Consider the following 12,648-nt stretch of genomic DNA (forward strand, 5'->3'; position numbering starts at 1 on the left):
ACCATATTGCTGACAGCATCTGATTTTTACTTGCCTTTTGATTCCCACCTACAGTGTTATGCGTAGGTTGGCCTCCCTTTACGGCGTCTTGTTTTTCTGCTGGCAATTCAAATTGCCCGAATTGCTCAATTTTAGAGTTCTTTAACCTTTTATATTTGTGCCGCTGCTTCCCGTAATTACATCGTCATTGGCTTTGCTAAATTAAACGCAAGCTCCTTTCATTACGAATCATAGGTTAACCCCAACAGTACAATATAAACTCAAACTTTACTTACACACCGTGCCCACGGATGCACTTAAGGTTAAAGTGAAATACTGCTATTTAACCAAGAATTTTTGCCGCCGGATCTTGGCCAATAGATGGCACAGCCTTTGCCTCAAGATACTGTGATATGCCAAGATGGATAAAACATACACTTAAAATACTTGCAGGTATTATAGCGCTGATACTAATTGTGTTTATAGCCCTGGCCGGTTATGTGAGTTATAACAAAAAGAAAGTACTGGCACTGGTTACCGAAACGCTTAACAAAAGCCTGAACGGAACACTCGTTATAGGCGATATGGAACCTACCCTGCTTGCTGATTTTCCGGACATTGCCCTGTCACTAAAAAAAGTGGCACTGAAGGATGATAAATGGAATATGCATCACCACACGCTTTTACAAGCCGGCGATGTTGATGTTTCGGTGAATGCCCTGGGTATGCTTACGGGGCATGTGGACATTAACCGGGTGTCTATCAATAATGCTTCGGTGTATTTATATACCGACAGTACAGGCTACAGTAATACAGCTGTTTTCAAAAAAAACAATACCGCCCCACAGCAACAACGCGATAAGGGAGATGATAGCGCTTTGACCACTATTAAGCGTATAAATATGAATAAGGTGAGTTTTACGATGGACAATCAAAAAGCTTATAAAAATTTTCAGTTCGATGTAAACACATTGCGTGGAAAAGTTAATTACGAGGGAGACGACTGGCAGGGAAAGTTTGATTTAGATACCCGCGTAAAAAGTATGGCATTTAACACCCGAAAGGGCAGCTTTCTAAAAGACAAGCAGTTAAAGGGTATTTTTGATGTTAGCTATCACGGAAGTAATGGTGTAATAAATGTACAACCAAATAATCTAAAAATTGGTGATGACGATTTTACTATTAGTGCTGCATTCCGCACAAAGGATGAACCGGTTGCGTTTACCATCAATATAAAAGCTGATGAATTACTTTGGAGAAACGCGTCGGCTATACTCGCGCCAAACATTACCGCTAAAATGAACATGTTTAACCTGAAAAAACCGCTTAAGGTGCAGGCCGTTATAGATGGTAACTTTGGTGGCGGCGGCGACCCTAAAATTGATGTGGCCTGCCAGGTGCGCAACAATGTCCTAATCAGTCCGGGCGGGCGTATAGATAGCTGTGATTTCGACGGGATGTTTACCAACAATTATCAAAAAGGTAAAGAAAACGGCGATGAAAATTCGGCCATCAAACTATTCAGGTTGAAAGGCAGCTACCAGCAAATGCCTTTTACAGCCGATACAACCATAATTATCAACTTTTATAACCCCATAGCGTTGGGAACGTTCAAGTCGGCATTTCCGGTAGCTAAGCTCAACAACTCGCTGGGCGGTGATCCGCTGAAGTTCGGCAAGGGCAACGCTAACCTGAACCTGCGTTATAAGGCCGATATTGTAGATTACCAGATCAACAAACCCATGCTGGCCGGTACCATAAGCATCAGCGGCGCGGAAGTGAAATATGTGCCACGCAACCTTCAGTTCAACAACACATCGTTTACACTTAATTTTGTGAAAGACGACCTGATACTGCGTAACATACAATTGCAAAGCGGGCGAAGCATTGTGCGCATGGATGGCCGGGTAAGTAATTTTTTGAATTTGTATTACAACTCACCCGAAAAGATCAACCTGGTTTGGAATATCTATAGCCCGGAAGTTAGGCTGGGTGAATTTTTAGGGTTACTTAATGCCCGTGCAAGTGTAAAACGCTCGCCGCGTAAGTCTGCCAAAATAAATTACGCCGACCAGCTTAGCGATGTGTTTGAAAAAGGCGGTGCAGAAATACACTTAAAAGCCGATAAGATTTATTACCGTAAATTTTTGGCCACAAACGGTATCGCTAATTTATTTCTTCGTGATAATAGTATTATCATAAAGAACATTAACCTTCGTCATGCAGGTGGCGGTATCAAACTAAGCGGCAAACTGGCACAAAACAGCAGCCATAATACCTTTACATTGAATAGCTTGGTTAACCATGTAAACATCAGCCAGTTTTTTTACGCGTTTGATAACTTTGGTTTGAAAAGCCTTACCTCAAAAAACCTGCGTGGCAACTTTTCATCAACAGCCAATGTAACCGGGCGTATAAGCAATACCGGCGATTTGGTGCCACGGTCGGTAAACGGGGTAGTTACTTTTGACTTGCAGAAAGGCGCATTGCTTAATTTTGACCCGATACGTAAAGTCGGCAAATTCGCTTTCCCCTTCCGCGACCTGAACAACATCACCTTTAACAACCTAAACGGCAGGTTTGACATGCGCGGAAACCTGATTACCATACATCCCATGCAAATAAGTTCGAGCGTACTGAATATGGACGTGGCCGGGGTTTACTCGTTAACCCAAGGCACCAATATAGAACTGGCCGTTCCGCTGCGCAACCCGAAAGACGATTACAAGATAACTGACAAAGAAGAACTGAAGAAAAAACGCATGAAGGGAATAGTAGTACACCTTTTGGCTGTTGACGATGAAGACGGCGGTATTAAAATCAAATTGGGCCGCAACAAAAAGAAAGATAAAGAAAAGGCGAAATAACAGTATGTCTAGTTATTTTGCTACAATAACATTATGACGTTTTGCAGGCATTTCAGCAGCACGCGAATTGCTGCACTTACCTAAAGCTACATAAATCAATACAAAAATTACTATAGTTGACAAACAACCACCGCCTAACTTTTTTGCACCCCAGGCTGCAATAATTGCCCTGAAAAATTTATTCATATGTTGTTAACAAGGGTTACGCGAAATGGTTTAGGCATAAATTTTTAGCGGTTACCGTTTACAGGGTTACAGCGCTAATGGGCTGCATAGCAAAAAAACGCCCCCATTTCAGGGGAGCGCCTAATTAACTGTAAAACCTCATTTTTAACGTAAAATGAAAAAACGTTTACTTGCTCTCGCTTCACTAGTGTGCTTCGGGCATAAGGGTAAATTTTATCAGGTTACCGTTTAGCAGATATTGCTTAGCAGCCTTTTTTACTGCGGAAGTATCAACAGCATCAACAATTTTAGCATCTTCATTACATTCCTTTACATCAGCGACTGATTGTAGCTGACGTATTATATAATTTAGCCACCAGCCATTTTCACGCAGGTCGAGTTCGCGCTGGCGGCGCCATTCGGCTTTCCATTTGGCTATATTTTCTTCCTGCGGGCCTTCGGCCGATAACCTGCGCACCTCTTCCTGTGCCGAGGCAATAAGTTTTTCGGCATTCGCCGGATCGCATCCAAACTGTATGGTGAGCGAGAACCTTTGCGCGGGTTCTTTAACCAAATTAAAATCAACCCGCGGACTGTAAACGCTCCCATCCCTTTCACGAAGTGTTTCTATCAGCCTGATATTTAAATTCTCCTGTAAAGCATCAAAAACAATATTGTTTTGATTATTAAAATCATACTTGCCAGAATACACCATAACCACCGTGGCTTTTGCTTCTTTACCTTTTATAATCGTTTTAGATATTTTGCCTACCGGTGGGTCAATAACCAGGTCGCGTGGTTTTTCAGTAGTTGATGTTGACGGCAACGAACCAAGATACTTTTCAAACAGTGGCTTGGCTGCCTTTACATCAATATTACCGGTAAACACAAAAGCCATATTGGCGGCATTGGCAAACCGTTCTTTATATATACTAAAAACCCTATCGAGGTTTACCATATCAAGTTTTTTGAGCGATGGTCCTGTGCGGCGAAAGTTGTAGTTGCCTAAAACCGCGCTTATGGTATCGTTAAACGCAGCGCCGGGGTCGTTTGCGCGGTTGTAGTACCGTGCCCTTGAGCGGTCCATCATGCTTTTATACAGCAGCGAATCTTTAATAACTACTCCAATTAAACTGTATATGCCTAAAATGGCTATCAGCATTAGCGCGTAATACAACATGGTAAGGTACTTGCCCAATATTATCTCCGTTATTTTTACCGGTGATGATAGCAGCAACTTTATCGACCCGCTGCTTAGTTCCCTGCTGATAAGCCCCATGGTGAGCAGCGGAATATACAGGTAAAGTGTTTGCAGTACCTTATCAAATAAACCGTTTATACCCGGGAAAAGCATGCGCGTTAAATTATCCGCCTTTTCGCCCATCATAAACAGCTCCTGGAAGCTGCTCAGCATGCCGAAGAAGCCCGTACCAGCCTGCACCATAAAAATAGCAAGTACCAGCCAGGCCACCGGCGAATAAAAGAGGATGCTGAGTTCGAGCCTGGCAATTTTTAAAATCTTGGTCATGATAATGGTTCGGCAGTTTTATTTGATAATTGGACGAATATTTCATCGAGACTGCTTTTTTCGAGCATTATCTCAGTTAGCTGCCAGTTGTTGGTTACGGCCATCACGATAATTTTTGCCGATACTTTTGTGCTGGTGTCAAAATGCATACGTATGCCACCATCAGTAAGCTGTTCGATAGCATTTATGCCTTGTATAGCCGCCAGCGTTTTAACAGGCGGCGGGTTATCCATATACACCAGTAGCGAATTGGGCAATATGTAGTTATTAAACGCCGTCATGGTATCAGCAAACACCATCCGGCCACCTTCAATCATGCGTATCTCATCGCAAGTAGCCTGCACCTCAGATAGTATATGCGATGAAAATATTACCGCTCTTTCTGTCGCTATTTCTTTTATCAGCTTGCGTACTTCTAAAATCTGGTTTGGATCGAGGCCGTTGGTAGGTTCATCAAGCACCACCAGTTTAGGTTGATGGATGATACTTTGGGCAATGCCAACCCGCTGCCTATACCCCCCACTCAGGTTATTGATCACCCTTGACCTGAAATGCGCCACCCCGCATTTTTCCATAGCGGCATTAACGGCAGTCTTAATATTTCTTTTATTTATGCTTCGCAGATGCGCGCAGTAAGTAAGGTATTCCCTCACTGTAAGGTCGAGGTGCAGCGGGGCGTTTTGCGGCAAAAAGCCGATGCGGGTTTTAGCTTCTTCGGGATGTTTCCTCAAGTCTATACCATCAATATGCACCGTGCCTTCGGTTTGGCTGAGTACGCCGCACAAAATATTCATGGTAGTTGATTTACCTGCTCCGTTCGAGCCAAGCAAACCTAGCACTCCTACTTTACTTATTTCGAGATTGATATCCCTGATTTGCCCAATCGCGACTATACCTGTGCGACAGGTTTGATGCCTTTACAATGCTATTTTCCAACTATCTAAACAGTGTTTTTATACCGTAAGACAGGGTGGTTGGATGCAGGGGGTATTGTGGATTAAAATAAAGGTGCGTTGCTTAGTGCTTCAGGGTCCAAAGCAAATACAGGTACAACAACAGGCCAAGTTTGCTACGCAATTGTTTCAGCGCGTTCGATACCTGTTTTTTTACAGTTTGCTCTGTTGTACCCATTATTTCGGCTATCTCTTTGTGGCTGAGATGATGCTTGCGGCTCAGTTCAAATACTTCGCGCATTTTTGGCGGAAGTTGCGCTATTTCCTTTTCTATCAATTCGCGCAGCATTGATTCGCGCACACGGTGGTCGGTAACACCGGCGCGCTGCTGATTGAATTGTTGTATAGATTGTATGTATTTTTCTTTTACCTGCTTTTTGGCAAACAGGTTAAGTATGTGGTTACGCACCGCGCTATACAGGTAGCCCGACAGGTTACTGCCAATTTGCAGCACCTCTCTCTTCGTCCATAGGTTTGAAAACACTTCCTGAATGACATCTTGTGCTTCAACAGTGTTGCGGGTTTTGTTCCAGGCGTGGTTGTGCAGTATCAGTTTATAGCGGTCGTAAATTTCGGCAAAAGCCAACCTGTCGCCTGCTTTTAAAAGCACGGTAAGGTCAGCATCTGAGTACACTTTATAGTCAGCCAAAACGCTATAGTTAACAGGGGAGGTATTGAAACTAAAAGTATAAAAAAGCTTGCAACCTTAAAAGTAGTTTAACAATTCATAAAATTTTGCCGTATGAAGATTAACGGTTGTGGTGTTTACGGCGAGCAAACTTTATCGCGTTAATCAGAAAAATACCGATTTATCCGCCATATTCTATACAGAATCCAGCAAGCGCAATACCTTTTCCAGTCGGGGGCCAAACTCTGTCCTACCGAATGCAGCAGACAATGAAAAGCATGACATTATTTAACATTTGAACGGACAGCGTAGTTAATAATAAGTTAACGCCGGAGAATATTACTATCAACAGTTACTGATCAGTGAACAATTTTGGTCGGCATTCGATGATGAAGTTATACCTGTAAAGGTGGGGGTACTTATCGAAAGGTTCCTTCCTTTAATGGTAAAATCTGAATTAATATTTTTTATTGGACTAAATGCTGCAATTAAATGCAATAAGCTATGCTGCCCCGGAGCCTTGGCCCCTGATGAAACTAACCTGACTGCCACTGAACCCTCCGAACAGCCATCGTTCCCATGCATTATAAGTAGGTGCCTTACCCCTACTTACCCATCAGGCTAAATTCGCCGACATACCCGTGTACAGGGCCGGTAAAACTGTACAAGTCGGGCGCCGTGTGTTTAGCATGCTCGTTACATTGGTCTCAGTCAAATCACTAAATTGAGTATCGAGTCAGGATGACTCATTTAATTTTAGGACAGGTAAGCTTAAATGCTTTTTGGAGGAAATGTTTTTGATAATATTAACGCCGAAATTGTTAAACACGAAACAGCTACTGATTGGTAAATAAGCTTGTTGCTTATTTTACGACCGGCACATTGTTATTGAAATTTTACGGATCGCAAAATGTAGCAAGCGCCCACGCTTTTTCAAGGAGGGCGCTTTGCACTAATTAACCGTAATTACTGAGGTAACTACTAACTGATATAAAGAACAAAAACAATTATTTGGTGCCGGGTTTTCCTGCGTCTTCAGGAAGCAACACGAGCTTGATATAATTTTTGCCTGTGAGGTATTTCTCAGCCACTTGTTTTACATCAGCTGGTGTTATCTTGTTCAGCTGATCGATATAATGATCGATCTCATCAAGCTTTTCTTCGTTTTGTAATTGCGTGTTCAGGTAACCCAACCAAAAGCCGTTGTTTTTTAAGGCAGTTTCTATTCCTCTTTGTGTTTCAGCCTTAAACTTATCTACGTTGATCTGCGGCGGACCATCGGTTTTGATCTTATTTACTTCATCAAGCGCTGAAGCAATCAGCTTGTCGACATTTTGTGGGGCGCAGCCAAAAGTGATGATGGTGCTGAACCTGCCTTTTGGTAATTTAACTGTATTCATTTGCACACCCGGTGAATACACACCACTTTCGTCTTCGCGTAATCTTTCCAGCATTCTTATCTGCAAAGTTTCTTTCAGCGCGTCCATCTTGAGTTTATTTTCAAAACTGTAATCGAAAGCTCCAGAAAAAACCAATCTTACCGTTGCCTTAGGTTCCGACCCTTTGTAAACTATCTTTTCGATAAGGCCTGGTGGTATGTTAATATTCAAGTCCTTTGCCTGTTGTGTTTTACCGTTTGCAGGAAGACTTGCAATATATTTTTCAATTAACGGCCTAATGGTAATTGTATCAATACTACCCACAAATACAAAGGTAAACCCGCTCAAATCAGCAAAACGTTCTTTGTAAACCGAGTATGCCTTATCAAGATTTATTTGATCTATCTTTTCAACCGATGGACCGGAACGGCGGACGCTATAATTACTCAAAACAGCACTTATGGTGTCCTGGAAGACACTATTTGGATCATTCAGTCGGTTAACCAGGCTGCCTTTTGCCTGTTGCATCATACCATGAAACATCGCCGTATCTTTTCTCGGCTCTGTAACATAGGCGTACACCAGTTGCAAGGCAGCTTCCAGATCACTATTCACAGCGCCGCCGCTTATAGTTTGAGCCCGCTCGCCTATCGAAGTTTGCACGCTTAGCTGCTTGCCTGATAAGTATTTAGTTAAGACTGTCGCATTATAATTTCCGGCGCCAAATTCAGGGACGATGTCCGCAGCTGAGGCAGACTGGTAATCCGCGTCAGAATACAGCGATGTCCCTCCCGGCGCGAAACCTGAAAACGACACTTCGTTGTTTCTGAAATCTGTTGGCTTTAACAGCACTTTTATACCATTGCTTAAGGCAAGTGTGATTATGCCTAATTTTGCATCTTTGGTTTCGCTTACTATTTTACCCGCAACGGGCTCTTTCATAAGCAAGGTTTCGGTACTTGTTTCGTCTTGATATCGTGTTAAGTTTTCGGCTTCCACATCTTTCATCCAGGTATTGAAAGTAGCTTCTGTTGGTAACCCTGCTTTATCTTTTTCAGGCGCCATCAGCAAAATATCCCTGTCTGTAGATTTGATAATTGTTTTAGCAAGCGTGTTTAGCTCATTAAGGGTAATACCGGCCAAATTTTCTGTCACTAATTTGTACTCGTAGTCGATGCCCGGAGATGCTGTGCCATGCAAAAAGTGCTGTAGGTATTCGTTTACATAACTTTCAGATCGCGTTTTATTCTTTTCTCTTAGCATGGCTTCAAACTGGCTTTGATAGCTGGTTTTTGCGCGTGCCAACTCACTTTCAGTAAAACCGAAACGCTTAACCCTATAGTTTTCACGCCATGCGGCTTTAAAGCCTTCTTCTAGTTCGCCCGGCTTGGCAGTTACCGATACGGTGTAAGCATCAAGCCCGCCCAAAAATTTGTCGATCCCTGCACCGCCGTTTAAAAAAGGCGGCTCCGCCTGGCGCTGTAATTCGGTATAGCGTTCAGCCATCATTTGGTTATATAAGCCGCGTATTATGTTTGATCTGTATTCGGCTTTAGTATGTAATTTCAGCTCTGGTTGCTTAATCGTGACTTCGACATTAATCGCAGGCATTTCAGGATCAGTTACTGCTATAAACTGGTTTTTACCGGTTAGCGGTACCGAGTATTTGGTACGCACCCTTGGCTTTACAGGATTTTTAAGATCGGCGAATTTCAATTTAATGATTTTCTCCATCTCGTCGACATTGATATCGCCCACTACAATCAAAGCCTGCAAGTTTGGACGGTACCAATCGCGGTAAAAGCGTTTAATGGCTTCGGGTTTAAAGTTACTCAACACTTCTTCTGTACCTATAGGCAGCCTGTCGGCATAGCGAGAATTGTTTAGTATAACGGGGAAATATTTAGTCCGCATGCGGTCACCGGCACCGCGTCCAAGGCGTTTTTCTTCCAGTACTACACCACGTTCTTTGTTTATCTCCGTGTCATCAAGCGTGGCACCGTTGGCCCAGTCGTGCATAATTAAAACACCGTTCTTTACTATCTCCGGATTGTCTGATGGCAACGGTAACTGGTAAACCGTTTCGTCGAAACTGGTATAAGCATTAATATCCGCGCCAAAGCGTACGCCCGATTTTTGCAGATAGTTTATCAATTCGTTTTTAGGGAAATGAGTTGTACCGTTAAAGCTCATGTGCTCCATAAAGTGCGCCAGGCCACGCTGGTCGTCATCTTCTAATACCGCCCCAACTTTGTTGGCCAGGTAAAAGGTCACCCTGTTTTTGGGTTCTTCGTTATGCCTTATGTAATAGGTAAAGCCGTTGGCCAGTTTACCCGTGCGCACCTTTGCATCCAATGGGATGGTTTGCGCGTTTATATTGAATGTAAAAAATGAAAAGCATACAAGCGCCAGAATGTAGGGCTTGCGATAAATTTTTGAGTGCATAATCAGGTTTGATTTAATCAAGACATTTGTTAATTGATTTGTGCTTCCAGCAATTCCAGTATCCCTTCGTTTTCAATAATCATCATCCCATGGCGATCAGCCGATATGCCGGTTTCTAATTGATATGTGTAAGTGGGAACAGAGCCATTCATAATAGTAGGCAGGTAAAGCGACTGGATGTTGCTTTGATGTTTTAAAACTTCTCCTGCTTCAATAATGTGCGTGGAGATAATAAACAAACAATTGCGGTATTCGCTAAAAGCTGCCGTTACCGCCAGTGTGGCATCGTAGGCATCCTTTACGTTGGTGCCCTTAAACAGCTCATCAAAAATGATCACGAGATTTTTTCCGCTGCTTACTTCTTCGGCCACCTTTTTTACCCTCAGTACTTCGGCGTAAAAATGGCTTAACCCCATATCCAGGTTATCGGGTACATTGATAGATGTATAAATACCTTGTTTAACCGAAAACTCCATATTGTTTGCCGCTACCGGAAAGCCCATGTGCGCGAGATAAACGTTGATACCAAAGGCCTTCATAAAGGTGGATTTGCCCGCCATATTGGCCCCTGTTAAAAATATAAGGTTGCTGTCGCTATTAAATGATACCGGGTTAGCTACCGCTTTATTAATGTTGGGATGCCTTAGTTCGGTTGCCGTAAACAGGTTAGTTCCGTTTGGCAGTGCTGTTGCGAAATTCCACTGTTTTTCGCGGGCTAAATTGGCTACCGCGAGATATACATCCAGCATATAAAACGTATCCATTACAGTTTGCAGAGCCTGTTGCATGGTATGCCGTAACAGGTAATCGTATCTGGCTGTATTTAACAGGGACGATTGGCCACTTTGCGCTTTATTCAGCCATTCCAGTTTCGGGTCACTAAGTATTGTTTTAACCATTTGCAGTTCATCATAAAAAGGATGTTTTTGCCTTGCCTTTTCTTCAAATTGGCTGATGAATGCTTTGCACTGCCGCAATACCGCAATTGTTTGCTGCAAGCCGTTTTGCAGCTTTGGATATTCCTCGTCTCTTAATACAGCAGCCTGTAATTTTTTGCTTGCATGGTATATAATTACCCCCGGAAAAAATTTACCGATACTGCCGCTCAGGTAATTCTCCATAGCGCCGAATTGTTCGTTGCTACACGGAAAAGTGATTTGCGTGCTTTGAAAATATGCGAAAGTTCGGCTGCGTTTATTAATCAGCTCCGCATCAGTAAGCGGGGTTTGAAACATCTGCTGAAGCAGCTTTTCTCCACCTGTTGTTTTTACTTTGTTAAACAGGTTAAAGATCGAGTGGTGGTTGTACTTGCCCAGCATGTTCATGTCTTCAAGCGTTTGTTTATCAGCTATAAAACTCATTTGTTATCGCCTCCCTTTCCTTTTTTCAGCATATCCAGTATGCCTTCGTTGTTAATGATGATCATCCCGTGCCGGTCGTCGGTTATGCCGCTTTGTAAGGTGTAGGTATATATGGGCGTAGTTCCGTCCATTTTGGTAGGCAAGTATTTAAAACTTATGTTGCTGTGTTGTTTCAGTACATCGCCCGCCTCGATAATGTGGGTGGAAATAACAAACTTGCTGCCGCGCTTTTTTGCGAAAGCGGTGGTGATAGCTATGGTGGCTTCGTAAGCGTCTTTTACATTTGTACCCCTGAACAGTTCATCAAAAATCACGAAGATGTTGTGGCCCGCGCTTAGTTCTTTGGCAATTTTCTTTATCCGCAATACTTCGGCGTAAAAATGGCTTGCGCCTATACCTAAGTTATCGGGCAAATTGATGGTGGTATATATTCCGTCGAGCACTGAAAACTCCATTGCTGTGGCCGCTACAGGGAAGCCCATGTGCGCCAGGTACATGGCTATTCCAAACGATTTCATGAAGGTTGATTTACCTGCCATATTGGCCCCCGTTAAAAAAATAACATTACTGTCGGCTGTTATATGTATGCTGTTGGCTACCGCATTTTTTAACTGCGGATGATAAAAAGCATCAATCTTTACTAGGTGGTAATTTTTGGGCACGGCTTTGGGGAAAACATAATTGCGTTCGGCAGCTACTTTGGCAACCGTGATATATACATCGAGCCGGTAAATGCACCGCAATATTTGCTGCACAGTATCGCGGTGCCTGAACCTCAGTGTTAAATCATAAGCCACCAGTTTTTCATGCGGCAGCTTGCTTTTTGCGTTTTCCTTCAGTAATAAATTTACCGGTTCGGTATACAGCAACTTATGGATATCAGCTATTTCCTCGTCTTTTTTAAACGGACTACCAGCTAACAGCAAAACATCGTTTAAATAACTGTTCAACAGCTGAACAATTTCTATCAACGCGCCTATCCCGCTAACAATCTGCTTATAGTCGGCATTCGATGCTACCAGGGCGGTCAGCATTTTTTCAAACGATGGTTTTTCGGCGGTAAGTTTGGTTCTTTCATCGGTGTTTGCCATGTATTGCTCGGCTTGGTCAAACAGTTCGGCACCGAAAGGGAACACGGCCTTTACGGTTTTCAGGTAACTGATTTTTTCGCTGCGCGCGTTAATCGTTTCTGCTTCCGAAAGCGGGTGACGAAACAACTCTTCCAGTAATTTTGAGCCATTGACCGTTGATGTACGGTTGAACAGGGAAAAGATAGAATCAGTCCCCTGTTTACCGTAGATATTGAGGTCGTCTTGTGTTTGCTTGTCAGTTGTAAATAACAT

8 protein-coding genes are annotated in these 12,648 nt (G+C 43.0%); 1 reads left to right on the forward strand and 7 read right to left on the reverse strand.

From position 1 onward, the window contains the following. Window positions 1–392 precede the first annotated feature (392 nt). Window positions 393–2,846, forward strand: a complete 2,454-nt coding sequence (locus tag EOD41_RS11915) for an AsmA family protein (protein WP_127705117.1) — start codon at window positions 393–395, stop codon at window positions 2,844–2,846. 12 nt (window positions 2,847–2,858) lie between these two features. On the opposite strand, the gene EOD41_RS20745 is transcribed toward EOD41_RS11915, so the two are convergent. The 7 genes from EOD41_RS20745 to EOD41_RS11945 form a co-directional block, all read right to left on the reverse strand. After that, window positions 2,859–3,032, reverse strand: a complete 174-nt coding sequence (locus tag EOD41_RS20745; protein ID WP_164849928.1) for a hypothetical protein — start codon at window positions 3,030–3,032, stop codon at window positions 2,859–2,861. 184 nt (window positions 3,033–3,216) lie between these two features. Then, window positions 3,217–4,539: an insulinase family protein gene (locus EOD41_RS11920; protein ID WP_127705119.1), complete on the reverse strand. Its 1,323-nt coding sequence runs from the start codon at window positions 4,537–4,539 to the stop codon at window positions 3,217–3,219. Continuing rightward, a complete protein-coding gene (locus EOD41_RS11925) occupies window positions 4,536–5,378 on the reverse strand; it encodes an ABC transporter ATP-binding protein (protein ID WP_317133199.1) in 843 nt (280 codons plus the stop codon). Before EOD41_RS11925 ends, EOD41_RS11920 begins: the two co-directional genes overlap by 4 nt. A gap of 178 nt (window positions 5,379–5,556) precedes the next feature. Further along, window positions 5,557–6,141 (reverse strand): RNA polymerase sigma factor, encoded by a 585-nt coding sequence (locus tag EOD41_RS11930; RefSeq protein ID WP_127705121.1) that lies wholly within the window; start codon window positions 6,139–6,141, stop codon window positions 5,557–5,559. 986 nt (window positions 6,142–7,127) lie between these two features. Beyond that, complete coding sequence (locus EOD41_RS11935; RefSeq protein WP_127705123.1) at window positions 7,128–9,944, reverse strand: M16 family metallopeptidase; 2,817 nt, start codon at window positions 9,942–9,944, stop codon at window positions 7,128–7,130. A gap of 29 nt (window positions 9,945–9,973) precedes the next feature. After that, window positions 9,974–11,305 (reverse strand): MutS-related protein, encoded by a 1,332-nt coding sequence (locus tag EOD41_RS11940; protein WP_127705126.1) that lies wholly within the window; start codon window positions 11,303–11,305, stop codon window positions 9,974–9,976. Continuing rightward, window positions 11,302–12,648 (reverse strand): MutS-related protein, encoded by a 1,347-nt coding sequence (locus tag EOD41_RS11945; protein ID WP_127705128.1) that lies wholly within the window; start codon window positions 12,646–12,648, stop codon window positions 11,302–11,304. The genes EOD41_RS11940 and EOD41_RS11945 overlap by 4 nt, the downstream gene beginning before the upstream one ends.

This window comes from Mucilaginibacter limnophilus, from assembly GCF_004005815.1.
Classification (GTDB): Bacteria; Bacteroidota; Bacteroidia; order Sphingobacteriales; family Sphingobacteriaceae; genus Mucilaginibacter; species Mucilaginibacter limnophilus.

What these genes read in the sequence shown, in the direction of transcription:
- EOD41_RS11915 (WP_127705117.1), top strand. Translation starts at nt 393, where the DNA reads ATGCCAAGATGGATAAAACATACACTTAAAATACTTGCAGGTATTATA.
- EOD41_RS20745 (WP_164849928.1), bottom strand. Translation starts at nt 3,032, where the DNA reads ATGAATAAATTTTTCAGGGCAATTATTGCAGCCTGGGGTGCAAAAAAG.
- EOD41_RS11920 (WP_127705119.1), bottom strand. Translation starts at nt 4,539, where the DNA reads ATGACCAAGATTTTAAAAATTGCCAGGCTCGAACTCAGCATCCTCTTT.
- EOD41_RS11935 (WP_127705123.1), bottom strand. Translation starts at nt 9,944, where the DNA reads ATGCACTCAAAAATTTATCGCAAGCCCTACATTCTGGCGCTTGTATGC.
- EOD41_RS11940 (WP_127705126.1), bottom strand. Translation starts at nt 11,305, where the DNA reads ATGAGTTTTATAGCTGATAAACAAACGCTTGAAGACATGAACATGCTG.
- EOD41_RS11945 (WP_127705128.1), bottom strand. Translation starts at nt 12,648, where the DNA reads ATGTTATTTACAACTGACAAGCAAACACAAGACGACCTCAATATCTAC.